23 protein-coding genes, 2 pseudogenes and 2 other annotated features are annotated in these 23,975 nt (G+C 39.0%); of the genes and pseudogenes, 12 read left to right on the top strand and 13 right to left on the bottom strand.

Annotated elements, in window-relative coordinates; genetic code table 11:
• Positions 1-28: 28 nt before the first annotated feature.
• Positions 29-637 (top strand): recombinase family protein, encoded by a 609-nt coding sequence (locus Q9Q86_RS16955; protein ID WP_004726718.1) that lies wholly within the window; start codon positions 29-31, stop codon positions 635-637.
• A 198-nt stretch (positions 638-835) separates the two neighbouring features.
• Here the strand turns inward: Q9Q86_RS16955 and Q9Q86_RS16950 are convergent, their stop codons facing one another.
• Positions 836-1,087 (bottom strand): hypothetical protein, encoded by a 252-nt coding sequence (locus tag Q9Q86_RS16950; RefSeq protein WP_004658363.1) that lies wholly within the window; start codon positions 1,085-1,087, stop codon positions 836-838.
• Between the two features lie 194 nt (positions 1,088-1,281).
• Here Q9Q86_RS16950 and Q9Q86_RS16945 point away from each other — a divergent pair, with 194 nt between their 5' ends.
• On the top strand, positions 1,282-1,503 hold the full coding sequence (locus Q9Q86_RS16945; RefSeq protein ID WP_004658364.1) for a helix-turn-helix transcriptional regulator: 222 nt from the start codon (positions 1,282-1,284) through the stop codon (positions 1,501-1,503).
• A 60-nt stretch (positions 1,504-1,563) separates the two neighbouring features.
• Here the strand turns inward: Q9Q86_RS16945 and Q9Q86_RS16940 are convergent, their stop codons facing one another.
• The gene (locus Q9Q86_RS16940; protein WP_228136337.1) at positions 1,564-2,232 is read right to left on the bottom strand and encodes an IS6 family transposase; all 669 of its coding nucleotides are present in this window, start codon (positions 2,230-2,232) and stop codon (positions 1,564-1,566) included.
• Positions 2,233-2,244: 12 nt separating this feature from the next.
• Between Q9Q86_RS16940 and Q9Q86_RS16935 the strand changes: the two are divergent.
• Positions 2,245-2,646: pseudogene (locus tag Q9Q86_RS16935) on the top strand (nucleoside recognition domain-containing protein); the annotation flags it as partial.
• A 121-nt stretch (positions 2,647-2,767) separates the two neighbouring features.
• Here Q9Q86_RS16935 and Q9Q86_RS16930 read toward each other — a convergent pair.
• Complete coding sequence (locus Q9Q86_RS16930; protein WP_004665958.1) at positions 2,768-3,724, bottom strand: arsenic resistance protein; 957 nt, start codon at positions 3,722-3,724, stop codon at positions 2,768-2,770.
• Between the two features lie 97 nt (positions 3,725-3,821).
• Between Q9Q86_RS16930 and Q9Q86_RS16925 the strand changes: the two genes are divergently transcribed.
• A protein-coding gene (locus Q9Q86_RS16925) for an IS3-like element ISAba19 family transposase (RefSeq protein WP_096902497.1) occupies positions 3,822-5,041 on the top strand; the annotation gives its coding sequence in 2 pieces (ribosomal slippage) (positions 3,822-4,098 and positions 4,098-5,041; 1,221 coding nt in all).
• Positions 4,097-4,213 (top strand) — a sequence feature (AL1L pseudoknot). Its footprint overlaps the gene before it by 117 nt.
• 200 nt (positions 5,042-5,241) lie before the next feature.
• Here the strand turns inward: Q9Q86_RS16925 and Q9Q86_RS16920 are convergent.
• From Q9Q86_RS16920 to Q9Q86_RS16910, 3 genes and pseudogenes are all read right to left on the bottom strand, one after another.
• Positions 5,242-5,724 carry a hypothetical protein gene (locus Q9Q86_RS16920; protein ID WP_004726741.1) on the bottom strand — a complete coding sequence of 161 codons (483 nt, stop codon included), beginning with the start codon at positions 5,722-5,724 and terminating at the stop codon, positions 5,242-5,244.
• A gap of 23 nt (positions 5,725-5,747) precedes the next feature.
• A complete protein-coding gene (locus Q9Q86_RS16915; protein ID WP_305156085.1) occupies positions 5,748-6,668 on the bottom strand; it encodes a copper resistance protein B in 921 nt (306 codons plus the stop codon).
• A pseudogene (locus tag Q9Q86_RS16910) lies at positions 6,655-8,592 on the bottom strand (multicopper oxidase domain-containing protein); the annotation flags it as partial. The pseudogene Q9Q86_RS16910 and the gene Q9Q86_RS16915, both read right to left, overlap by 14 nt.
• Before the next feature lie 50 nt (positions 8,593-8,642).
• Here Q9Q86_RS16910 and Q9Q86_RS16905 point away from each other — a divergent pair.
• A protein-coding gene (locus Q9Q86_RS16905; protein WP_100833221.1) for an IS3 family transposase occupies positions 8,643-9,862 on the top strand; the annotation gives its coding sequence in 2 pieces (ribosomal slippage) (positions 8,643-8,919 and positions 8,919-9,862; 1,221 coding nt in all).
• Positions 8,918-9,034: a sequence feature (AL1L pseudoknot), on the top strand. (Overlaps the previous gene by 117 nt.)
• A gap of 195 nt (positions 9,863-10,057) precedes the next feature.
• Here the strand turns inward: Q9Q86_RS16905 and Q9Q86_RS16900 are convergent.
• Positions 10,058-10,354, bottom strand: coding sequence for a hypothetical protein (locus Q9Q86_RS16900; RefSeq protein WP_005006338.1), 297 nt, complete (start codon positions 10,352-10,354; stop codon positions 10,058-10,060).
• 148 nt (positions 10,355-10,502) lie between these two features.
• Here Q9Q86_RS16900 and Q9Q86_RS16895 point away from each other — a divergent pair, with 148 nt between their 5' ends.
• Together Q9Q86_RS16895 and Q9Q86_RS16890 are read left to right on the top strand one after the other, a co-directional pair.
• Positions 10,503-11,183 (top strand): heavy metal response regulator transcription factor, encoded by a 681-nt coding sequence (locus Q9Q86_RS16895; protein ID WP_004679347.1) that lies wholly within the window; start codon positions 10,503-10,505, stop codon positions 11,181-11,183.
• On the top strand, positions 11,176-12,576 hold the full coding sequence (locus Q9Q86_RS16890) for a heavy metal sensor histidine kinase (RefSeq protein WP_112987549.1): 1,401 nt from the start codon (positions 11,176-11,178) through the stop codon (positions 12,574-12,576). Before Q9Q86_RS16895 ends, Q9Q86_RS16890 begins: the two co-directional genes overlap by 8 nt.
• Positions 12,577-12,614: 38 nt before the next feature.
• On the opposite strand, the gene Q9Q86_RS16885 is transcribed toward Q9Q86_RS16890, so the two are convergent.
• The 6 genes from Q9Q86_RS16885 to Q9Q86_RS16860 form a co-directional block, all read right to left on the bottom strand.
• Entirely contained in the window at positions 12,615-13,898 is a 1,284-nt protein-coding gene (locus Q9Q86_RS16885) for an MgtC/SapB family protein (RefSeq protein WP_112987548.1), read from the bottom strand.
• Positions 13,895-16,270: a heavy metal translocating P-type ATPase gene (locus Q9Q86_RS16880; RefSeq protein ID WP_112987547.1), complete on the bottom strand. Its 2,376-nt coding sequence runs from the start codon at positions 16,268-16,270 to the stop codon at positions 13,895-13,897. Before Q9Q86_RS16880 ends, Q9Q86_RS16885 begins: the two co-directional genes overlap by 4 nt.
• Positions 16,271-16,281: 11 nt before the next feature.
• Positions 16,282-16,932: an isoprenylcysteine carboxylmethyltransferase family protein gene (locus Q9Q86_RS16875; RefSeq protein ID WP_112987546.1), complete on the bottom strand. Its 651-nt coding sequence runs from the start codon at positions 16,930-16,932 to the stop codon at positions 16,282-16,284.
• Positions 16,929-17,201, bottom strand: coding sequence for a DUF2933 domain-containing protein (locus Q9Q86_RS16870; protein WP_112987545.1), 273 nt, complete (start codon positions 17,199-17,201; stop codon positions 16,929-16,931). The genes Q9Q86_RS16875 and Q9Q86_RS16870 overlap by 4 nt, the downstream gene beginning before the upstream one ends.
• A 26-nt stretch (positions 17,202-17,227) precedes the next feature.
• Positions 17,228-17,659, bottom strand: a complete 432-nt coding sequence (locus tag Q9Q86_RS16865) for a hypothetical protein (protein ID WP_004695737.1) — start codon at positions 17,657-17,659, stop codon at positions 17,228-17,230.
• Positions 17,660-18,384: 725 nt separating this feature from the next.
• Positions 18,385-18,627: a DUF2789 family protein gene (locus Q9Q86_RS16860; RefSeq protein ID WP_004281876.1), complete on the bottom strand. Its 243-nt coding sequence runs from the start codon at positions 18,625-18,627 to the stop codon at positions 18,385-18,387.
• A gap of 351 nt (positions 18,628-18,978) precedes the next feature.
• On the opposite strand from Q9Q86_RS16860, the gene Q9Q86_RS16855 reads away from it, so the two are divergent.
• The 5 genes from Q9Q86_RS16855 to Q9Q86_RS16835 all read left to right on the top strand — a co-directional run bounded on the left by Q9Q86_RS16855 (position 18,979) and on the right by Q9Q86_RS16835 (position 23,953).
• Positions 18,979-19,359 carry a copper resistance protein CopC gene (locus tag Q9Q86_RS16855; RefSeq protein WP_005403756.1) on the top strand — a complete coding sequence of 127 codons (381 nt, stop codon included), beginning with the start codon at positions 18,979-18,981 and terminating at the stop codon, positions 19,357-19,359.
• 64 nt (positions 19,360-19,423) lie between these two features.
• Entirely contained in the window at positions 19,424-20,305 is an 882-nt protein-coding gene (locus Q9Q86_RS16850; RefSeq protein WP_004755889.1) for a copper resistance D family protein, read from the top strand.
• 81 nt (positions 20,306-20,386) lie between these two features.
• Complete coding sequence (locus Q9Q86_RS16845; protein WP_004733233.1) at positions 20,387-20,581, top strand: heavy-metal-associated domain-containing protein; 195 nt, start codon at positions 20,387-20,389, stop codon at positions 20,579-20,581.
• Between the two features lie 178 nt (positions 20,582-20,759).
• Complete coding sequence (locus Q9Q86_RS16840) at positions 20,760-23,237, top strand: heavy metal translocating P-type ATPase (protein ID WP_039908970.1); 2,478 nt, start codon at positions 20,760-20,762, stop codon at positions 23,235-23,237.
• 272 nt (positions 23,238-23,509) lie between these two features.
• Positions 23,510-23,953 carry a hypothetical protein gene (locus tag Q9Q86_RS16835; protein ID WP_112987544.1) on the top strand — a complete coding sequence of 148 codons (444 nt, stop codon included), beginning with the start codon at positions 23,510-23,512 and terminating at the stop codon, positions 23,951-23,953.
• Positions 23,954-23,975 lie beyond the last annotated feature (22 nt).

The raw sequence follows: 23,975 nt of genomic DNA, 5'->3' as shown, positions 1-23,975 counted from the left end.
TGCGCTGCAATTTCGCAAGGAGGTTCAATTGGGACAGAATGCGGCCATTTATTGCCGAGTATCAACGAACGATCAGTCCTGCGAACGACAGGAATATGACCTACGTGCCTACGCCAATCGTTGCGGCTACGATGTTGTCGGTGTTTGGAAAGAAACTGCATCAGGCAGTAAGGATGAGAGATTGCAAAGAAAATACTTGATGACCATGGCGCAATCTCGTGAAATCGATGCCATCTTGGTGACGGAATTGACACGCTGGGGCAGAAGCACCGTGGATCTCGTACAGTCATTACAAGATCTTGGGCATTTCGGGGTATCTCTGGTGGCACAAACAGGTTTGCAGTTTGACCTTTCCACATCTCAGGGAAAGCTCATGGCTTCTGTGATGTCTGCATTAGCAGAGTTTGAGGGAGATTTACTACGTGAACGTGTGCGCTCTGGTGTAGCAGCGGCACAAGCGCGTGGCGTTGTGTTTGGTCGTCGTCCTGGTCAACGTACCAAGTCAGATCGTCTGGCACCTAAAGTGTTGGAGTTGGTGTCTGCTGGACACTCTTATCGACAAGTCGGTCGGCTGGTCAATCTAAGCAAAAATACCGTGTTGGATATCGTTAAAAGAAGTCGGAGTGAAAATCCTTAGCGTGCTATATTTTCCGTTTCCTGAGACGACCCCTATCAGTAAAAAGAGCGATGTAATTTTAGTACGAGTGAGTGATAGAGCAGGAACTTATGCTTCATATATTCAGTAAATGGTATGTTTTTGAATTAATAGGTATTTTTAAATAAAGCTTTCTTTGATTTAGTGCTTTTTATTTAATAAATTAATTTTAAAAACAACTTAGGCTAATTGATAAACACTATCTGGAAAGATTAAAAGAAAATATTTTTTAATTTCTGCTAATTCATTTAAGGCAGGTTCCCTTTCAAGCAGTTGAAATGTCCAAATAAGTACAGCCTGATGATTATCATAGCAAGTATTTACTCCAAGAAAATTAGCCATTCCATAACTTCTATTGATGTTCATTTCTTTAATTAATTGATTTCCTAAGTCACGAGCTTGCTGGCTGATCAATAACTCATTTGGTAACACGGCGGTCATCTCCACAAAATAATCTAATGCAGGTTCAATCCTTATATTTAAAAAGTTATAATTTAGTTGAAATGGATAAAATATACTTTCTATAAGTTGTAATAACCTGCTGTAGGTTGATTTTAGCAAAGTATTACTCAGTCAACAACTTCAAATAACCCACAGCAAGTTATTTTTTGTAAATTAATTTAAATATGATTACTTGTAAGTTATCTAGCCTCATGGGCGATAGAAAAATTTTAAAATTAAGTGAAGTGGTGCATGCAACAGGTATCAATCGCAACACGCTCACAAGTATGTATTATGACCGTGCTGTACGTATTGAATTACCAGTCGCCGATAAGTTGTGTAAGTACTTTAACTGTACGATGAATGATTTGTTTGAGTTTAAGGAAGAAGTTGAAGAAAAAGATTAACTTAATACGGCACTGTTGCAAATAGAGATTTGAGTCGATGATGTTCCCTTTAAAAAGTACTTAGAGACCGAAAACCCTGTTGATTAGACACACTTCACCCTGAGGCTGACCATAATAAAATGACGATGCTTGTCCTTTACGTAGTGCACGCATGACTTCAATACCTTTAATTGTGGCATAAGCCGTCTTCATAGATTTGAATCCTAATGTGGCCCTGATGATCCGCTTTAGCTTGCCATGATCACATTCAATCACGTTATTTTTATACTTAATCTGCCTGTGCTCAAGGTCTGGTGGACATTTACCTTCCCGTTTTAACCGTGATAAAGCACGTCCATATGTGGGTGCTTTATCCGTGTTGATCACTTGTGGAATTTGCCACTTCTTCACATTATTTAAAATTTTTCCAAGAAAACAATATGCTGATTTGGTATTACGTCTAGAAGAAAGATAAAAATCAATGGTATCGCCACGTTGATCGACTGCACGATACAGATAAGACCATCGTCCATTCACTTTTACATAGGTTTCATCAATATGCCACGAGCTCAGATCTGTAGGATTACGCCAATACCAGCGTAAACGTTTTTCTATTTCAGGAGCATAACGTTGAACCCAACGGTAAATAGTCGTGTGATCAACATTCACACCCCGTTCGGCCAGCATTTCCTGCAGTTCACGATAGCTAATGCCATATTTACAATACCAGCGCACAGCCCAAAGAATGATTTCGCCCTGAAAATGCCGACCATGGAAAGTTTAGCTGGTCAGTTAGGACATTTAATTCATCCTATATTTGCGCCTATTGGGTTTACATGGGAAATATGTATTGCACTCATTCCTGCTATGGCAGCAAGGGAAGTTGTAATTGCTGCTCTTGGGGTGATTTATGCGATGTCAGGTGATGAAGATACAGTAACTCAAAGTCTGTTAAGTCAAATTTCAGGCCCGGATGGATGGGGGTTAGCCACAGGTTTATCATTATTGGTATGGTTTATTTTTGCTCCCCATTGTCTTGCTACGTTAACAACAATTAGACGAGAAACTGGCAGCTGGAAACAGCCCATCATTATGGCAACTTATTTGTTTGCATTAGCCTACATCTTTTCATTCATCACATATCAAGTTGCGAGTAAGTTTTAATTAGCAAATGAATAAAAGAGGGGGGGAGCTAGCTCCCCCCCCTTTATTAAATTACTCGATGTAAGCGTGGGCTTCTGAATACTTTTATCTAACTATAACAACTACTTAAATGTTTAAATCTCTAGGTTTTGAATAATCGAGGTATCAGACGAATATAGATTGGTAAAAAGCATAGTTCAACGATAGTCTGAGTCAAGATTACAGCAGGAATTATGGGCATACTTCCCGGAATTGCAAAAGCTAATGGAAGAATAACAAATGAATTTCTATATGATGCTGAAAAGGACACAGCACTAGCAGAGCCAGATTCTAATCGAAAAATACGAGCAATTATCCAACCCACGAATGGAGCAATAATGGCAAAAGAAATATAAATTGGTAAAGCTTGAAGAGCTGCACTTTTTGCAAGCCCAATTTGAGGCATAACTGATGCTAGGACGATAAACAAAACTAGGGCTGTGGCAGGTACAGGAAATAAGTTTAGGCTTTCAGCCACTTTTTCTGCTTGTTCATTTCTATTCCCAATGAACTGAACTATAGCTGCCATTGCTAAGGGTGCAACAATGAACCATACAAACGCATGGACAAAAGGACCAATTTCAACAAGCTGAGCTACCTCTTCTCCGAGGAGTACACCAAGATAAATTGGTAATAAGATCATTTGGATAAGTAATAATACAGGTGTCATCGCAAGTAATAATCTTGCATTACCTTTCCCAACATGGGTGAAAGTAATCACATAATCAATACACGGTGCTAGTAGAACAAAAAGTACAGCTAAACGAATAAGTGGGTTTTCAGGTAAAAATTGTATTAGACCTGCCGTAATTAAAGGTAAGGCAATAAAGTTAGTAATAAGTAATGCAGAAATAAAACGTAAATTTTTTAATGCCTTGCCAATTTCTGCAATAGGTACTTGTAAAAAAGTAGCAAATAACATTAATGCCAGTGCAGGGTTAATCAAACTTTCTAAAATCGTCGCTCCACTGATGGTTAATCCAAAAATAACTCCGATAAAGATGGTACAGAAGTAGATTTTGACTTGATTATCTTCAAGAAAATTTCGAATATTTTCCATTTTAATTGAGTTACTCACTTGCTTTTAAATAGCGGTATACCGCCTGGTGAACCGTACCGGGTTTGTCGGAGAGTCAATATTCTGAGAGACTATCCCGATGACAAAACCAAACTATACCCCCGAAATTAGAGAAAGAGCGGTTCAATTACTAATTGAATCTGAAAAAGATTATCCTTCTACTTGGGCAGCAATCACAGCTATTGCTCCTAAAATCGGTTGTACTCCTGAAACATTGCGTGTTTGGTATTTAAAGCATCTGGATCAACTAAATCCTGCCAAAGTACAACAGATATCTGACCAAGAAAAAATGAAGCAAATGGAACGTGAAATTAAAGAATTAAAACGTGCCAATGAAATTCTACGCAAAGCAGCCGCTTTTTTCGCCCAGGCGGAGCTCGACCGCCCACACAAATAATGGTGGATTTTATCCATAACAATAAAGATCGATATGGTGTTGAAGCGATTTGTAGAATTTTACCGATTGCACCTTCAACCTATTACCGAACTTTAGATCTCACTGAAAATCCAGAACATCGAGCGAAACGAGATCTACATGATGAGTATCATGCTGAACAAATTAAACGAATTTGGAAAGAAAGTTCAGGTCGATATGGTGTACGTAAAGTTTGGCAAAAATTGAAACGTGAGGGTTATGTTATTGCACGTTGTACAGTTGCTAGATTGATGCAAAAGCTAGGTATACAAGGTGTTTGGCGTGGTAAGAATAAACAAACCACCCGTAACCGAGATGACCAAAAACGGGCAGATGATTTAGTGAAACGTAATTTTAATGCTGATCATCCAAACCAACTATGGGTGGGTGACTTTACGTATATTCAAACTCATTCAGGCTGGGTATATACCGCATTTGTTATTGATGTGTTCTCACGAGCAATTGTTGGATGGAAAGTATCTACACGGATGAATACAGATATGGTGCTTGATGCATTAGAGCAAGCATTGCATGATCGAGGCATGCCAAAGAATGTGATTCATCATTCCGACAGAGGTGTGCAATATCTTTCCATTCGCTATACCAATCGTTTAGAAGCAGCAAATTTACGAGCATCAGTCGGTACAACGGGTGATTCATACGATAATGCTCTGGCTGAAACGGTGAATGGCTTATACAAAACAGAGGTGATTGAATATTTAAAAGCAGATTGGCAAGGTTTAGCAGATGTACAACTTGCGACACTAAACTGGGTAGATTGGTTCAATAAAAAGCGTGTACACAGTGCACTGGGTTATGTATCGCCTTTTGAGTTTGAAGCAATGTACTATGATAAGATTAACCCGTTAGGTCAGGTGGCTTAACTTAAATAAAAAAGTCTCCGACAAACCCGGTACGGTTCATTGACCATAGACTAGAGAAAAACAGATCACACCTATCGGCCATCTCACCCTGCGAGATAGCTTTTCTTTATAAAATTTCATATTTTTAGCTCTAAAATGATATACACGCGCACGCGCAGAACATCCATAAAAAATGCTATGAATGACGAAGAATTATCAAATTAGTTAGAGCGTGGGGGCTTCCATAAACCTGAAGGGTATGGAGCAGGAAGATTTTGATCTGGAAAATAAAAGACTGATCGCTCTACGGGTGAGAATACCGTTGAGTGCAAAATGCTTTGAGGATCACTGGCGTACGCAATTTTGGCAAAAGACATAATGCAATCTTGCTCAGACATACAGGAAGGATCATGTAGCGTTTTTTTGACCTTTGCTTCAACTTTCATACAGTCGGTATGCATCATATCCTGGTTTTGAGATGCTTCCATTTGCATGGATTTCATCTGTTCAGATGGCATTAAACACCGCTTATGTACAGACGAAGCAGCAGCAGCCGATCCTACTAAAAGGATAGCAAACGATAAAAACAGCGATAGGCATGTTTTTAACCACTGCATAAAAATAGACCAAAAATTAAGCTTTTTTAGTTTTACAGATTCGAAAATAAATAGTAATAATTCATGAATAGTAGCCGAAGCTACCATTCATGAATCCAAATCATACTATTTTAAAAAACTAATTCGATGCCTGCACCATATTTCCATCCCTTTTCAGACTCTGTTGCCTCTTGCATAGAAGTGGCTTTCTGTCCTTTTTCATATTGGTAAGCAACATCAATGAAAGGTTTAATTCGCTTAGTAATCTCATATCGGGTTTTGATACCAGTTTTTAGTTCTGATAAACCTGATTTTGCAGCATAGTTAGAATCATCGCTAAATATTACATCTGCTTCGATATAAGGTTGAGTAATAAGTTTCTGAGTTAAAAGCAAATCACGTTCTAATTCAAAACTTGCTCCCCAAAAATTATTCTCACCGCCATAAAGATATGCTTGTGTTTCAAAGAAATAAGGAGCTAGACCTAATATACCAATAACCCCATCCACTCGATCGCTGCTGCTGTTATTTTTATCTTCACTATATCTTACCCCAGCTTGTACATCCCAAAATGGGGCTACATTACGACTATAGAGTGCAGATATATCATAATTAATATCACTGCTTTCTGACTTTTCCGAATTGGCTTCAATAAATAGACGATTTTCATCTGTCCCAATTAAAGTATCAAACTTTGTTCCTAGGTTGCCCTTACCGTCTTCATCAACTATCCATGCATTTTCAAGTCTTGTTACTTGATAAATTTGTCCGCCATGTTCTTTAAGATGCTTATCATGATTCTGACCATTGGGAATTACAGTTTCAAACCCTGTACTATTATCTCCATCATTACCAGAAGTTGTTTTTTGATAAGTATTCCTTTCAGCATAACCTAACCCACCTGGTTCTTTTAACAGCACTCTCATACTTTCTGATTGAGAGCTATTTACTAGATTTCCGGTAGATGGATCATTGGCAAAGGCAACACTTGTTAATCCTAACAAGGCTAAAGATACAAGTGTTTTAGAATAGAGTTTTTTAGTGGTGTGCATGTTGATTTACCCCCTTATCATTATTAATAGGTTGAGCAACAACATCTTTTGAATCAGAACTATTGCTATCGACATTTGCAACAATAAGCTTATTCATCATCCCAGCAGACATGTGATAGAGCAAATGACAATGGATAGCCCATTCACCTAACTCATCTGCCGTTAATAAGGTTGTAACTGTTTTACCTGGTGGGACAATTACAGTATGTTTATTTGGCATATTACTAGCATCCTGGCCATTTTCTAGTTGCATAAACATGCCATGTAAGTGCATTGGGTGAGCCATCATACTGTCATTGACAAATTTTAAGCGAATACGTTCACCATACTTCACCACTAGTGGGTCGGCTTCATTAAATTTTTTACCATTGATTGTCCAAATATAACGCTCCATGTTTCCACCAAGACGGATCTCTATTTCACGTTCAGCTGCACGAGTGTCTTTTTGAGGATCTAACGATTGCAAATCACTATATTGCAATGCTTTATTACCTTCAGGTGTTGAAGCATTTGCCCATCCAAATACGGTATTATCATTCTTGTCTGAAGCCGCCTTAACAGTAGCGCTATTCATCGGCATATCATGATCCATACCTTTCATAGAAGACATATCATGATCCATACCTTTCATAGAAGACATATCGTGATTCATGCCTTTCATAGAAGACATATCGTGATTCATGCCTTTCATAGAAGACATATCATGATTCATATCTTTCATTGAAGACATATCATGATTCATATCTTTCATAGATGACATGTCATGCTTCATACCTTTCATAGAAGACATATCGTGATTCATACCATGCATCGAATGGTCTTCAGATGTCTTATTTGGCATTGAAGACATATCATGGTTCATACCAGATGAAGAGCCATGATCCATCCCCATATCCTCCATAGTCAATAAAGCACGAGGACGAGGCTTAGGCATCTCAATTTGTTTGACTGCTGGTCTGCTTTCTTCATGTAAGGTTCCAACCGAAAATCCAGTACGATCAATAGATTCAGCTTCAATTTGGTAATGGGCTTGTTTCGGTTCAACAATGACATCATAAGTTTCAGCAGTACCAATACGGAACTCATCTACAGGAACGGGCTTTACAGGTTGACCATCGGCACTTACCACTGTCATTTTTAGGTTTGGAATGCGTACATCAAAGAATGACATAGCGGAAGCATTAATAAAACGAAGGCGAACTTTTTCACCAGCTTTGAAGTTGCCCGTCCAATTTTGCTGAGGTGTCTTGCCATTCATTAAAAATGTATAACCTGTGACATCGGACATATCTGTTTTCAGCATTCGCATCTGATTCCACATAGAACGGTCTTGCCAAGTCGCTTTTAGCCCATCACGTTTAACTTGTTTTAATACATCGAATACTGTTTCGCGGCGGTTCTGATAGTAGTCTGCTTCTTTTTTAATATTTTTCATAATTTGATCACTTGTTGAATTATGAAAATCAGAAAGCAAAACAACGTAATCTTTATCGGTTTTTTCAGCAGCTGTTAGTGGAGTTTTATCTTTAGGATAAATAACAAAAGCACCATATAAACCGTCTTGTTCTTGTCCTTTACTATGTGAATGATACCAATAAGTACCATTTTGGCGGACTTTAAACTTATATTCATAAGTTGTATTAGGGGCAATGCCATGAAATTTGTTAAATCCAGGTACACCATCCATAATTCCAGGTAATAATAAGCCATGCCAATGGATTGAAGAGTCCTGATTTTTTAACTTATTGTGAACACGGATAACGGCCTCATCACCTTCTTCAAATTCAAGAAGTGGTGCAACGAATTTACCATTTACAGTAATTCTCTCAACTGGTTTTCCTGTGATATTTACAGTTTGTTCAGCGATTGTTAAATCATATTCTTTAACTGCCGCCATTACCCAAGTTGATGAAAATAAACCAACTGAACCGTACCGGGTTTGTCGGAGACCACTTTTCTTGAGAGAATGTCCCGATGAAAAAAGTAAAATACACCCCTGAAATCAGAGATAGAGCGGTTCAATTATTGATTGAATCTGAAAAAGATTATCCTTCTACTTGGGCTGCAATCACCGCTATTGCTCCCAAGATAGGTTGTACTCCTGAAACTCTACGTGTTTGGTATCAAAAATATTTAGATAAACAAAACCCAATTAAAGTACAGCAACTTTCAGATCAAGAACGTATTAAACAACTCGAACGTGAAAATAAAGAACTGCAACGTGCTAACGAAATTCTACGTAAAGCAGCCGCTTTTTTCGCCCAGGCGGAGCTCGACCGCCCACACAAATAATGGTGGATTTTATCCAGAACAATAAAGATCGATATGGTGTTGAAGCGATTTGTAGAATTTTACCGATTGCAGCTTCGACCTATTATCGGGCTTTAGATCTCGTTGATAACCCAGAACATCGAGCGAAACGTGCTCTGCATGATTTACATCATGCAGAGCAAATCAAACGTATTTGGAAAGAAAGTTTAGGTCGATATGGTGTGCGTAAGGTCTGGCAACAATTGAAACGTGAAGGTTATGTTATCGCACGTTGTACAGTTGCTCGATTGATGCAGAAGCTAGGTATACAAGGTGTTTGGCGTGGTAAGAATAAACAAACCACCCGTAGCCGAGATGATCAAAAACGAGCAGATGACTTAGTAAAACGCAATTTTAATGCAGATCATCCTGACCAGCTGTGGGTCGCTGACTTCACGTATATTCAAACTCATTCAGGCTGGGTCTATACCGCCTTTATTATTGATGTGTTCTCGCGAGCAATTGTTGGATGGAAAGTATCAACACGTATGAATACAGATATGGTGCTCGATGCACTGGAGCAAGCATTGCATGATCGAGGCATGCCAAAGAACGTGATTCATCATAGTGACAGAGGCGTGCAATATCTTTCCATTCGTTATACCAATCGTTTAGAAGCAGCAAATTTACGAGCATCAGTCGGTACGACCGGTGATTCATACGATAATGCTTTGGCTGAAACGGTGAATGGCTTATACAAAACAGAGGTGATTGAATATTTAAAAGCGGATTGGCAAGGTTTAGCGGATGTACAACTTGCGACACTAAACTGGGTAGATTGGTTCAATAAAGAGCGTGTACACAGTGCACTGGGTTATGTATCACCTTTTGAGTTTGAAGCAATGTACTATGATAAGATTAACCCGTTAGGTCAGGTGGCCTAACTTAAATAAAAAAGTCTCCGACAAACCCGGTACGGTTCAAACTCCAATTAAGAGTATATGACTTAACTTTTTTGACATTCTATCTCACCTTTAGATTTTTTGACATTCTATCTCACCTTTAGAAAGGTCAAGATTGAAGTAATAAAGCAAATATTTAGTATAAACTTTAATACTTCTTTCTCGCTATTTATAAAATTATTTATTGCTACCAGGCATATTCATCTTTGAATGATCCATTTTAGAATGGTCCATATTCATCATAGAATGATCCATTTTTGACATGTCAGATGAGTTAGGAGACTGATGTTGACTATGATCTTGCTGAGTCTTGTCATCTTTTTCCATTTTACAAGGTTTTGTACAAGGTTCCTGTGCTTTTACCGTTTTAGTGGCACTTGAGGTTGATACATCTTTTGCCCAAGATTGAGTACCAGCAATTAAAGTTCCAGCACACATTAAAATTGTTAGACTACGACGCACTACAGTTTTCATAAGTTTCTCTAAAAGTTAATTTCTTGCTACTACAATAAAGTGAAGCACTGAACATCTAAGTGACTTGAAAATGACATTTTTGTAATCTATCTCGATCAGATGTTTTATAACGTTATTATAGTTTTAATGAATGACTTAGGATTCGGAAATGAGAATACTATTAGTTGAAGATGAACAAAAAACTGGTGATTATCTCAAGCAAGGTTTATCCGAAGCTGGCTATATTACGGACTGGGTTACAGATGGGTTAACGGGTAAACATCAAGCTCTTTCTGAAGAGTATGACTTAATTATTTTAGACGTGATGTTACCTGGACTAAATGGTTGGAATATTATCAATGATATTCGTAGCAGCGGTAAAACAATGCCCATTCTTTTTCTTACCGCCCGAGATCAAATCGAAGATCGAGTAAAAGGATTAGAGCTAGGCGCTGATGATTATTTAGTTAAGCCTTTTGCTTTTGCAGAGCTTCTAGCTCGAATAAAAACGCTCCTTAGACGAGGGCAACAAAGAGAAGATAATAATATTATTAAGATTGCTGATTTAGAACTTGATTTGAGAAAACGTCGGGTAACACGAGCAGGTCAACGCATTGATTTAACGGCTAAAGAATTTGCTCTTATGGAGCTTTTTATGCGTAGAAGAGGTGAAATTCTACCAAGAGCACTTATTGCATCTCAAATTTGGGATATGAACTTTGATAGTGATACAAATGTAGTTGAAGTCGCTATTAAACGATTAAGAAATAAAGTAGATAGTAATTTTACCCCTAAGTTAATTCAAAATATTAGAGGAATGGGGTATGTATTAGAGGTAGAAGATGAATAATAAATTATTCAAATCTATCAGTTTTCGTATTGGTATTATTTTCTCATTATCGACTATATGCATTCTCATTATGATGGGGTTTTTCATCCATAAATTAGTGATGCATCATTTTGAAACGCAAGATCGTACCCAATTAGAAGGTAAAATCCAGCTTATTCAGAATCTTCTCCAACAGCATCCTAAAAATTCTCCAGAACTTGATCTTTATGTAAGAGATGCGTTAGTTGGACACCATGATCTTATGGTCCAAATAGAACGACCGACAGGTAAAGTTTTATTTAGTTCAGCATCCTCAATCCTTAATACTCAAAATTTAATCAAGTCAGCAAATAGTTCATGGATTAAATGGCAAGTTCAAAATAAGACCTATCGTGGCATGATCTACACTACAGGTATAAATAGAAATTCTGAAATACAATCTGTACGAATTATTGTTGGGATCGATACATCAGAACATCTACATTTTCTAAAAGATTTTAAGCGTCAACTTTTGTATATTGGTTTGGCTGGTACAATTTGTTTAATGTTTTTAGGTTGGTTTGCAACCTGGAGAGGTTTAAGACCAGTGCAAAAAATGGCTAAGGTCGCACAAGGAATTTCTGCTCAACATCTTTCAGAACGTTTAGAAGTTGAGCATACACCAACCGAACTAAAATCATTGGCAATCGCCTTCAATGCTATGCTGGACAGACTAGAGTCAGCTTTAGAAAAACTTTCCGATTTTTCATCTGATTTAGCACATGAAATTAGAACACCAATTAATAATTTAATGACCCAAACTCAAGTATGTCTCGCCCGTAACCGAGATATTGGTACTTATCAAGAAATACTATTTTCTAATTTAGAAGAATTTGAACGTTTGGCTCGAATGGTGTCCGATATGCTTTTCTTGGCAAAAGCAGAACATGACTTAAATTTACAGAACTTACAGAATATTGACCTCATTAAAGAAGTTACCGCTTTATTTGATTTCTATGATGCGCTAGCTGCCGAAAAAAATATGACACTTCAACAAACAGGATCTGGCAATGTAAAAGGTGATCCTGCTATGTTACGTCGCGCACTCAGCAACCTATTGTCTAATGCAGTTAAATATGGAAACAAGAATTCTACAATACAGATAAAACTTCAACAGAATTTAGATAACACAATATTTTCAATTGAAAATGAAGGCCCTGAACTCTCTCCTGAACAACTATCCAGATTATTTGATCGTTTTTATCGAACAGATGCGTCTAGACAAAGAACAGAAGAAGGAACCGGCTTAGGGCTTGCCATAACAAAATCTATTCTTGATATGCTTGGTGCGACCATCCAGGCTGAATCCCTCAATGGTCGAATCATTTTTACCATTGTTTTTCAAAGTGAATCCATGCAAGGGGAATCATTTTAACTCATTTTTTGAACATCTTCCATTTACCCGAGTTGACCTTACATAAAGCTCAAACTGAGAGCCAGAGCTACGCCAGCACCTATCATGGCAATTGTGTAGCCAAATATGATAGCTCGGCCAAACTGTGCCCCCCCTGTCATCCATGCAATTGCCGCTTTGCTTAACATGTTGCTCAGTGTGGCCAGCCCTAGCGCGACAGCAGCCACATTTGTTGTTAAGCCTTCAGTACTATGCAGGCGGGCAAGTGAGACTAATATAGCATCTACGTCTGCTAGCCCAGAAATAGTCGATAATACGAAGATGCCGCTGGTGCCCAACCATTGTTTTGCTGCCGGGACCAAGACTGCCATGACAGCCAGGAAAGCAGCAAAGCTGAATGCTGTCCCAAGATCAAAAGGAGCCATTGCTTCTATTGTTCGATCGTTGTTTTCAGCGCTGGTAATTTGGCGTTGTCTCCACAATGCCATACCCAGCAGAAGGATTCCCGCAATCATCATTGCACCACCAAAAGTGCTTAGCAATGCTGGCTCAATGACGCCTATCAGCACAACCATACGAAAAAACATGATGCCACAGGCAGCCAATGTTCCAGAAATAGCAGCACTGACCATGACGGGGTGCTGGCGTGTATAGCGTGCCAGTGCGACAGTTGCAGCTGTAGAAGATGCCAAACCACCCAATAGACCTGTCCAGAATATGCCTCTTTCTGAACCGGTAAGCCGCATGGCAAAATGACCTGCCAGAGAGAGTCCGGCAATCAGGATCACTGCCCACCATAACTGGTAAGGATTTAATGCAGCAAAAGGTCCCAGACCCGTATTGGGTAAGTAGGGTAATATAACGACAGAAAGTACCAGCAACTGCAGGGATGCGGTTAATTCACGATGCTCTATCAAGCGTAGCCAACCGTGTAAGGTTGGCTTGAGATCCAAAAATACAGCGACGATTACAGCCGCGGTTAATGCTAAAGTAACATTACCATGGGATGCATATGCACCTAAAACTAATGTCAACAGCATCGCGATCGTCGTGGTAGCGCTTAGATTACCGGAAAGTTTTGCGGTACGCGCGTAGGACACTGTTAATAATAAGGAAAGCCCTAATACGGCCGCGACCAGCGGCCAAGGCCCGAAGTTTGGTTGTAAATGACCGAGCACTCCTCCGAGCAATCCTGTCAATGTGAAGGTACGTAGACCTGCTACTCGGCTGCCTTCTGGCAGTTCTCGATCCTGCCATCCTCGTTCTAAACCAATGAGCAGGCCGATGGCAAGTGCTGCAATAAGACCTGGTACATCTGGTGGAAGAAAAGAACTCTCTATCATAACTTTTTATTTCGCAGGCGAAGGGCATTGGTGATCACTGAAGCGGAGCTAAAACTCATCGCCAAGGCCGCAATCATGGGTGACAATAACCAACCGGTAAATGGATAGAGTACGCCAGCTGCGATTGGGATACCCAAGGCATTGTAAAGGAAAGCAAACATGAGGTTCTGTTTCATGTTGCCAACAGTAGCTTCCGAAAGGGAACGGGCAACCGCGATACCGCGTAAATCCCCCTTGACCAGCGTAACTTGAGCACTATTCATTGCGACATCAGTTCCGGTCCCCATAGCGATACCGACATCAGCCTTGGCTAGTGCTGGTGCATCATTGATTCCATCGCCGGCCATTGCCACGATGCGACCTTCCTTCTGCAATTTGCTGACCAGTTCTAGTTTATCTGCGGGTTTAACTTCACCATGTACCTCATCAATGCCTAGACGTGCTGCGACTGAACGGGCAGTGGTGAGACCATCTCCTGTTGCCATCACGATACGTAGACCCGCTTCCTTCAGGGTGGCAAGTGCTTCTGGGGTACTTTTTTTGATGGGATCGGATACTGCAAGCAGACCGGCCAATTCACCATTGATGGCTAGATGCATCACACTTGCACCTTCCGAACGCAGCTCTTCGGCTTGCGGAATCAGAGATTGTACCGAGATACCCAATTGCTCCATCAGTGCTGTGTTGCCCAAAGCTAACTGACGATCGCCCACTTGACCTCGAACACCAATCCCTGAGCCCGATTCAAAATTATCTGGTGTTTCAAGAGACAGGCCACGTTCGTGTGCTGCGTTTACAATCGCTTCGGCTAGCGGGTGTTCACTGCCTTGATCAAGACTGGCGGCTAAACGTAATACTTCAGATTCGTCAAAACCTGATGCGGCAACTACACGATCGAATACAGGGCGTCCTTCAGTTAACGTACCTGTTTTATCGATGATTAGTGTGTCAATCTTGCGCAGATTCTCAATGGCTGCTGCATCGCGGAACAACACACCATGAGTAGCACCTTGACCCGTTGCAACCATGATAGACATTGGAGTTGCCAAGCCTAGTGCACAAGGACAGGCAATAATGAGTACTGCCACAGCATTGATTAATGCATAAACCCAGCTCGACTCTTCTGGGCCGAACAGTCCCCATCCAAAGAAGGTAAGCAAGGCAATGGCTACTACAGCCATGACAAACCAACCTGCAACCTGATCAGCCATGCGTTGCATTGGGGCTCTTGAGCGTTGAGCTTGCGCCACCATCTGTACGATCTGAGACAACATGGTACTTGAACCAATTTTCTCTGAACGCATGATTAGGGAACCATTGGTATTCAGGGTAGCACCAATGACTTTATCACCGATGCGTTTAGTGATCGGTAAAGGTTCACCTGTCAGCATCGATTCATCCACTGAACTACTTCCTTCAGTGATTACACCATCCACAGGCACTTTTTCACCTGGGCGAATTCTGAGTAAATCTCCTACATGGACATGCGTTAGAGGAACATCTTCTTCAGTTCCATCAGGCAAGATTCGGCGAGCTGTTTTAGGAGCGAGCCCAAGGAGTGACTTAATTGCAGCAGAAGTTTGCGAACGTGCTTTTAACTCCAATATTTGTCCCAGTAGGGTCAATGAAATGATGACCGCTGAAGCTTCAAAGTAAACAGCGACACGACCCATGGAAATAAATGAGTCTGGGAAGATTTGCGGTGCAATGGTTGCGACCACACTATAAATAAATGCAGCTCCAGTGCCCAAACCAATCAGCGTCCACATGTTCGGGCTGCGATTCACAACCGATTGCCAACCCCGGGAAAAAAATGGCCAACCTGCCCAAAGTACAATTGGGAGTGACAACACCAGTTCAATCCAGCTCTGAACAGCCATATTGAACAGGTTCAGTTGATGACCAAACATCGCCAAAAAAGTCACGATGATGGTCAATGGCAGTGTCCACCAAAAGCGTCGGCGGAAATCACGTAACTCCGGATCCTCATCTTCCTCTAATTCAGGAATGAGTGGCTCCAGTGTCATTCCGCATTTAGGACAGTTTCCAGGATGATCTTGCCTGATTTCTGGATGCATTGGGCAAGTATAGATGGTCGTGCCTGTTGTGCTTGCATCATTAACGGATTGAGTAGTCTGATGATGCTGTGTGTGTGCATCGGCATTCATAGTTCCAGATTTAGTGATGTATTGCACAGGGTTAGTATGAAACTTGGATTGACATTTATCACTGCAAAAAAAGTAAGTTTTCCCCTTGAATTCCTCATGGTATTTCGATTCTTCAGTGACGGTCATACCACAGACTGGGTCTTTCAATACGTCTGTTGTAGCCTGTGTCATATGATCCTGATTATGATTTTTTTGATCTAACATGAATAATTCTCTTATGGCAAAATAGTTTTATGGCCGAATTTCGGAATAAATCTCGGAGTCTGTTGGGCATAGCTGTCATAGACAGCGCCAAATTGTTTACTCATTTCAGCCTCTTCCTTAATTGCCAAGCGGCTGTACATTAAGAGTAAGATTGGAAACATAATCAGTGTCAGTAAAGTTGGCCATTGCAATAAAAACCCCAGCAAGATCATTACAAAAGCTACGTATTGCGGGTGGCGTATGCGCGCATAGGGTCCGCTTACTGCCAATTGGTGATGACGTTGTGCGTGGTACAACACGTTCCATGCTGATGACAGTAAATAGAAACCATAGCCCAAAAAAATATAACTCGCGATGTGCAGAATGCCAAAATGTGGATCACCCTTTTCGCCTAGTAGCGTTGACCATAAGTGACCTGAGTTATGCGACAGCAAGTCAAGTTCAGGAAAGCGAGTTTGTAGCCAGCCTGACAACAGGTAAATGGTTAAAGGGAAACCATACATCTCGACAAACAATGCAATGATGAAAGCAGAGAAAGCGCCAAAAGTACGCCAGTCTCGTGCTGTGGCGGGTTTAAAAAAACTGAAGGCAAACATAATGAAAATTGCCGAATTTATGATGACGAGCCACCACAGACCATAGGCCGATTCCGCATGATTCATGAGGGGTCTCCTGGTTCGCGTGATTTTTTATTATCTGATGTGTCTGGATTTTTCTGTTGATGATGGTGATGTCCATGACCACCATGCATAAAAATATGCATGAGTGGGCATGCTAAAAGGAGTAAAAAGGGTAAAAAACCAACGACATGGGCCAAATGCTCGGTTAAGAGAAAATAGGCTGCGATACCACCCAGCACGATTAGACCAATGGCATAACGTGTAGACCAGAAGTTAGGTACTGAATTATTTTCTTGGTGTTGGTGATTCATGGTGCTTTCCCCTAATTCATGGGTAACTATTTAGTTGCTGACGGAGGCATACAGTCCATCATCATCTGCATCATGGATTGCATCATGTCCATACGTTTTTCCATCATCTGCTGACGGTCAGCCATATTTGCATTCATGCTTTGGCTGCCCATCTGTTTCATCATACTCATACCTCCTTGCATGAGTTTCATGTGCTCAGCCATAAGTTTCTGACGTTCTTGTGGGGTTTTTGCAGCCATCATCTTCTCATGCATGGCTTGCATCGCCTTCATGTGTTGATCCATTGCAGCCATTTTATCTGTAGCAGTGGTGCTGGTAACTGTTTGCTTAATTGTTACTGCAGATGGTGCTGTTTTTTCAGGGTGGTGATCTTTGTGTTCATCGGATTGCTGTGCAAATGTATTCAATGACGCGGCTGCGATACATAAGCCCAAAAAAATGTTTTTGAATTTCATCATAATTTTTTCCTTTAAATAATTTGGAAGTAAAAGCTATGTTTTAGTACTGAACAGAGTCTAGGAATTTGACTACTAAACTGATGAAATTTTTGGTTATTCTCTGTCTCTCTTAAAAATTTTAGCACTATTAATTAATTATTTTTAAAAATGACAAAAATGTAATTTTGAGATCTTCTCGAAATATATAGTCTATGCTGAGATGACAAAAATTTTATTTAATATTAATCTTTTAAAACTATTAAAGTTGTTATGATTTTATGTGCTTAAAAAAATAAAAATGAAATGATTAGATGACTCCAAGGGTAGTTAGAGACACATTCTTAATGTAATTTACACTGTTATTCCTTTAAAGAAAAAATACAGTTGATCAAAATAGTTTTTTATAGAAAAAAGGGTGGATAATTTAATTATTAAACTTATTGGTATATTTATTAGATAGAAGGGGCTTTGTTGCACAAAGATTTCATAACTATATGATTTTAGAAGTTTTGATTATTTTTTGATCCAAAATTAAATTTATTTAAATCAGATGCTTACATATTTATGCAACAAAGCCGATAGAAGGTAAAGAAGATTATTTTTAATATTAGGGTTTATAATCCAAATTTCAGAGTAAGGAATCTACTACTTATATAATAGAGATTCCATCTCCAAAACAGTACTACTGTATGAATGAGTTGTATTCAATGCAGGGAAGAATGTAGATCCTTAATACTAACGGAAAATTATTTTACTGAATTTTCATGTAAAGACTCATTTAATTGATCAATCACTGTCGTCCATTCACCATCAGAGTGTAGTTTTTCTTCTAAAAAATGACGTTGAGCATCAGTCCAAAAAATTGCTTGTGTTAAAAAAACATCTCCAGCTAGCTGATGGCTCTCTATGAATTTTGCAATTGCTTCTTCAGTAGAAGCTAAACCAAGCTGTTCAAATAATTTGGTCATTCTTGGACGTGTTTGAGTCATGTGCTTAGCCCACAAATTTATATTAGATCAAATTAAACATAACATGTTTATATTTAAAATAAAATATAAAAAATTAAATAGCTACTATTTTCTTAGACAAAATGATTACTACATTTCATAAATCAACCACCTACATAATTTGTTTGTTAAATGATCATTATTTTTCAATAAGATTATTTTAATAGTTAAAGATTTTAAATTTTAAAAATGACAAAAATGTAATTTTGAAGTCATCACTCTGTTTCTGTCTCTCACTTATAATTGAAATATAAGAGGAGATGATGTGGTCTCATTAAATACAGATTTTATAAAGTCATCTCTAATGAACTAACGAATCAAGAGGAAACGTAAATGAAATTATTTCAAAATAAAATGACTGCTCTACGTCATGTTTTAGTAGCTGCAACGATGATTGTGGCTACTACAACTACGTTCGCTCATGTGAGTTTAGTGAGTGCGATTCCTGCGGAAAATGCATCTGTCCTTAGTCAACCAAAGAACTTGACCCTTAACTTTGGTACAGAGGTTATGTTGATGAATATTAAGTTACTGGATGCTCAGCGAAGAGATGTTCCTTTAAAATATAAAGTTACTCATGACTTAAAGAAATCCTTTGATGTCGCTCTTCCGAAACTGAAAAAAGGTAAATATACCGTTGTCTGGACAACAATGGGGAAAGATGGCCACAACATGAATGGTGAATATAGTTTCACTATCAAATCAACTAAATAAGAATTGATTACCTTTCAACATGTCAGTGAGGTGCTGACATGTTGTTCTAGAATGGACAAAAATAATGATTTCTGAATATTGGATGTGGGCCACTTGGTTAACTAAGGTTATTTTATATTTAAGTTTAGCTTTTGTCGTTGGTGGAGCCTTTTGCTATTTTTTACTTAGACAATATCTTGAACTAAAAGAATCGATTCTTAAATATATTACAATTGGCGCTGGATTAGGCCTAATTTCCAGTACCTTGGGATTTTTTATTCTGATTGGTAGTTTTGCCAATACTGGTATTACAGGGATGGTGGACCCCACGTATATTAATATATTGGTTAATACTCCGACGGGGTATATATACGTTCTTCGTTCTATTAGTTTTGCTCTTTTACTTCTTCTCATGGTGGTTAAAGTTAACAGGAACAAAGGTCAGTTTTCTATAATTGAAAGTTCAATATTTTGTATTTTACTTATCCCGATTATTTTTAGTTTTTCCCAGCTCGGACATGTCGCTAATTTAACCTTACTTGCTCAAATTTTATTATCAATCCATATTCTAGTTATGTCGTTATGGATGGGGTCTTTATATCCGTTATGGAAAACCAGCCGGGAAATAAGTGGTTTACCTTTAAAAGATCGCATGCATGTATTTGGACGTATTGCTGCTTTCATTGTTGGGATATTAATCGCCTGTGGCGCTAGTGTAGCTCTTCTTTTAATTAAAGATTTTAATACCTTAATCAATACTGCATATGGCTATGGTTTCATGGTTAAAATGTTTTTTGTTATAAGTATTCTACTTTTAGCTGCCTTCAACAAATGGTATTTCACCCCGCGTCTTCAACATCCTAAATTCGCTAAACACCTTAGTCATGCCATTTTATTTGAGATGTTATTAGGTCTATCAATTCTATTAACAACAGGCTATATAACCACTGTCGTGGGTATTGAATAAGAGAATTTCAAAATAAGGGAATTGAGGAAATTTAACATTTCTAATGTTTTAAACAAATGTTTTGTTAAAAAGGAGCAACATATGAAATTTCACATCGCTAATATGACTTGTGGTGGTTGTGCACGCGGCATTACTACCGCAATTAAAGAACTCGACTCGAATGCTTCACTCGATATTGATTTACAAAACCGTATCGTTGAAATCAACACAACAGTGAGTCAGGATAAAGTCATTGCCACTCTCAGTGAGCGTGGATTTACAGCTGATCCTGCTTAATCTCTGTTAGAGTAACAGTGGGAATTCCTTACCACTTTTACTCTCTCTTATTTTCCTCATCGTACAGATAAAATCTGTACTTGCTTGCAATAAAAGTAGCCCCTGAATTCCCCATAATCTTGGTTCGAGCTGATCTTCGCATATAGAACTCAGCATATCTAAATGATAGAGATCGTATATGAGTACCGAAATGACTGATACGCCACACTACAGTGAAACATTAGAGATTGAGGGGATGACATGTGCTTCTTGTGTAGGCCGTGTGGAAAAAGCCTTAAAATCTCTTAAGGGTGTTGAATCGGCTCATGTAAATCTGGCTACCGAAAAAGCAGTCATTTATTCGCATCGTCCCCTTGACCGTTCTAGTTTAATTAAAGTTGTAGAAAAAGCTGGCTACGAAGTGGAAGCACTGCAACCAATAGAGCTTACGATTGAGGGTATGTCATGTGCTTCTTGTGTAGGTCGAGTAGAAAAAGCCTTAAAATCTGTTGAGGGTGTGGAATCAGCACATGTAAATCTGGCTACTGAAAAAGCGACTATTCAGGCAAGCTCATCTGTCACTCGTGACTCGTTAATTCAGGCTGTCACCAAAGCAGGGTTTGAAGCAAAGTCAGTTCATCAAACTACGGAAAGCTTTCAAGATAAAAAAAATATTGAATTAGAAAAACTTAAAAAAGATTTAATTTTGTCAGTCTTATTGACTCTACCCGTTTTTATTTTAGAAATGGGATCACACCTGATTCCCGCCTTTCATACGTTTATGATGGATAACATTGGCCAACAAAATAGCTGGTTAATGCAATTTTTCTTGACCACAGTAGCATTAATTTTTCCAGGCCGACGCTTCTTCAAAAAGGGCATCCCAAGTTTATTCCGCTTAGCACCAGACATGAATTCCTTGGTGGCTGTAGGAACATTGGCTGCTTATCTTTATTCAGTGGTTGCTACTTTCTTTCCAAGTGTCCTGCCACAAGGCACGGTCAATGTTTATTATGAAGCTGCAGCGGTTATTATCACTTTAATTCTATTAGGTAGATTTTTTGAAGCCAAGGCAAAAGGCCGAACGTCTTTAGCAATTCAACATCTAGTTGGAATGCAGCCTAAAGTTGCCAGAATACAGCTCAATAATCAGGTGATAGAAGTTCCGATTGCCGAAGTTCAAACAGGAACGATTGTAGAGATTAGACCAGGCGAGCGTATCCCTGTCGATGGTGAAGTTATTCACGGCCAAAGTTTTATTGATGAATCCATGATTACTGGCGAGCCTATGCCCGTTGAAAAAACGATAGGCTCTACTGTGGTAGGAGGAACAATTAACCAAAGTGGCAGCTTAAATATCAAAGCCACCTCTGTTGGTAGTTCATCAGTGCTTTCTCAAATCATCCGAATGGTTGAACAGGCACAGGGTTCCAAGCTGCCTATTCAGGCATTGGTTGATAAAATTACCATGTGGTTTGTACCTGTAGTAATGGGTCTCTCTCTTTTAACTTTTCTTACGTGGTTTATCTTCGGCCCTGAACCAGCCCTAACTTTTAGTTTAGTGAACGCGGTTGCTGTACTCATTATTGCATGTCCTTGTGCGATGGGACTTGCAACGCCTACATCAATCATGGTGGGAACTGGGCGGGGTGCTGAAATGGGGGTTTTATTTCGTAAAGGTGAAGCTTTACAGCTGCTCAAAGAAACTAAAGTGGTTGCAGTTGATAAAACAGGGACTCTGACTGAAGGGAAACCAGTTTTAACCGATCTGCATGTCTTAGAAGGGTTTGAATACAATGCCGTACTTTCACTTATGGCAGCCGTTGAATCAAAGTCTGAGCATCCTATTGCTCGAGCAATTGTACAAGCCGCTATAGATAAGGAATTAATCCTGTCTCCTGTTGCTGATTTCAAGTCAGTCACGGGCTATGGAATAGAAGCAACGGTGTCTGAACATTTGGTTCATATTGGTGCAGATCGATATATGGAAAAACTAGGTTTGAATCCTAATGTTTTTTCTCAATTTTCGGATCGTTTGGGAGAAGAAGGAAAAACCCCTCTCTATGTTGCGATTGACCAGAAACTTGCTGCCATTATTGCTGTAGCAGATCCAATTAAAGAATCAACATTTGCTGCAATTGAAGCGTTACATCAGTTAGGTTTAAAGGTTGCCATGATTACAGGTGATAACCGTCATACAGCTCAAGCGATTGCAAAAAAACTAGGTATTGATGAGGTTATTGCAGAAGTCTTACCAGAAGGTAAAATAGAGGCCGTTAAAAAATTAAAAAATCAATATGGTAAACTCGCATATGTTGGAGATGGCATTAATGATGCCCCTGCACTTGCAGAAGCAGATATTGGTTTAGCAATAGGTACAGGTACAGACGTAGCTATTGAAGCTGCTGATGTGGTTTTGATGTCTGGCAACCTGAAAGGAGTGCCAAATGCTATCGCTTTAAGCAAAGCGACTATAACCAATATTCGTGAAAATTTATTTTGGGCATTTGTTTACAATGCAGCTCTGATTCCTATTGCAGCAGGTGTACTTTATCCGCAATTTGGACTGCTACTTTCTCCTGTATTTGCTGCTGGTGCAATGGCTCTCTCGTCAATATTTGTACTAGGAAATGCTTTACGATTAAAACGTTTTAAAGCCCCCCTTGCAATTATTTAACCCTTTTTTATATACATTTAAAGTTTTGTTGGCTTCACTTTATATATTTGGAAATGAGATCCTTATTACAGGCATAACAACAGTAGTGGGTATTGAATAAGATAATTCTAAAATAAGGTTGTTGAGGAACTCAAACATTAGAGTACTTATCTTTAGTAGCTTACTCATACTTTTTTCTAAAAATAATACAAATAGTTTTTATCTTAGGTAACAATTTACTTTTGAAGTTCTATTCAGTATGCTTTCTGCGAATCTCGAGATGATTTTTTCGTATGCCACATAATAAGTTCTCAAAACTTATTCTTGCGTTTGTCCTGTTTTTGTTTGCGATAACAACAACGGGAGCTTACACATGGGCGCCAGTTATAGCTAAAAATCTTGACCATCATCATGATGTGACTATCTCAGTTGAAACAGACAGTTCCAGCCAATGGTCTCTTATTCATCATGCTGAAGAGCAAGTCTTAGAAGATACTAAAAATCACAACTGGACCAGTTATGATGAATCACCTTTTCATCATTCTACTCCACCGGTTCAAGCTAAAGACCAAATGAGCATTGATCCAGTTTTTCTCTTGAGTTTTTCCCTCCCGCTCATTCTGCTTTTTCTGAGTCTTTTTGAACGACCCGTTCGATCCTATGCACTTAGGAAAAGGATAGAATATCTTTGTAATTCCTATATATTTACAAAAGGTTTAATTGTTCTAAGAAATTGATTTTTCTGTACAAAAAATAATT

Source organism: Acinetobacter sp. A22 (assembly GCF_030913345.1).
GTDB classification, from domain to species: Bacteria; Pseudomonadota; Gammaproteobacteria; order Pseudomonadales; family Moraxellaceae; genus Acinetobacter; species Acinetobacter junii.
The sequence above is the reverse complement of the archived record's forward strand: the minus strand, read 5'-3'. Positions and strand labels throughout refer to the sequence as shown.

Excerpts from the sequence above, each read along its gene's own strand:
- Q9Q86_RS16930 (WP_004665958.1), bottom strand. The coding sequence starts at position 3,724 with ATGGAAAATATTCGAAATTTTCTTGAAGATAATCAAGTCAAAATCTAC.
- Q9Q86_RS16835 (WP_112987544.1), top strand. The coding sequence starts at position 23,510 with ATGCCACATAATAAGTTCTCAAAACTTATTCTTGCGTTTGTCCTGTTT.
- Q9Q86_RS16870 (WP_112987545.1), bottom strand. The coding sequence starts at position 17,201 with ATGAATCACCAACACCAAGAAAATAATTCAGTACCTAACTTCTGGTCT.
- Q9Q86_RS16895 (WP_004679347.1), top strand. The coding sequence starts at position 10,503 with ATGAGAATACTATTAGTTGAAGATGAACAAAAAACTGGTGATTATCTC.
- Q9Q86_RS16880 (WP_112987547.1), bottom strand. The coding sequence starts at position 16,270 with ATGTTAGATCAAAAAAATCATAATCAGGATCATATGACACAGGCTACA.
- Q9Q86_RS16840 (WP_039908970.1), top strand. The coding sequence starts at position 20,760 with ATGAGTACCGAAATGACTGATACGCCACACTACAGTGAAACATTAGAG.
- Q9Q86_RS16845 (WP_004733233.1), top strand. The coding sequence starts at position 20,387 with ATGAAATTTCACATCGCTAATATGACTTGTGGTGGTTGTGCACGCGGC.
- Q9Q86_RS16860 (WP_004281876.1), bottom strand. The coding sequence starts at position 18,627 with ATGACTCAAACACGTCCAAGAATGACCAAATTATTTGAACAGCTTGGT.
- Q9Q86_RS16875 (WP_112987546.1), bottom strand. The coding sequence starts at position 16,932 with ATGAATCATGCGGAATCGGCCTATGGTCTGTGGTGGCTCGTCATCATA.
- Q9Q86_RS16885 (WP_112987548.1), bottom strand. The coding sequence starts at position 13,898 with ATGATAGAGAGTTCTTTTCTTCCACCAGATGTACCAGGTCTTATTGCA.
- Q9Q86_RS16920 (WP_004726741.1), bottom strand. The coding sequence starts at position 5,724 with ATGGTAGCTTCGGCTACTATTCATGAATTATTACTATTTATTTTCGAA.
- Q9Q86_RS16890 (WP_112987549.1), top strand. The coding sequence starts at position 11,176 with ATGAATAATAAATTATTCAAATCTATCAGTTTTCGTATTGGTATTATT.
- Q9Q86_RS16900 (WP_005006338.1), bottom strand. The coding sequence starts at position 10,354 with ATGAAAACTGTAGTGCGTCGTAGTCTAACAATTTTAATGTGTGCTGGA.
- Q9Q86_RS16915 (WP_305156085.1), bottom strand. The coding sequence starts at position 6,668 with ATGCACACCACTAAAAAACTCTATTCTAAAACACTTGTATCTTTAGCC.
- Q9Q86_RS16855 (WP_005403756.1), top strand. The coding sequence starts at position 18,979 with ATGAAATTATTTCAAAATAAAATGACTGCTCTACGTCATGTTTTAGTA.
- Q9Q86_RS16850 (WP_004755889.1), top strand. The coding sequence starts at position 19,424 with ATGATTTCTGAATATTGGATGTGGGCCACTTGGTTAACTAAGGTTATT.
- Q9Q86_RS16945 (WP_004658364.1), top strand. The coding sequence starts at position 1,282 with ATGATTACTTGTAAGTTATCTAGCCTCATGGGCGATAGAAAAATTTTA.
- Q9Q86_RS16865 (WP_004695737.1), bottom strand. The coding sequence starts at position 17,659 with ATGATGAAATTCAAAAACATTTTTTTGGGCTTATGTATCGCAGCCGCG.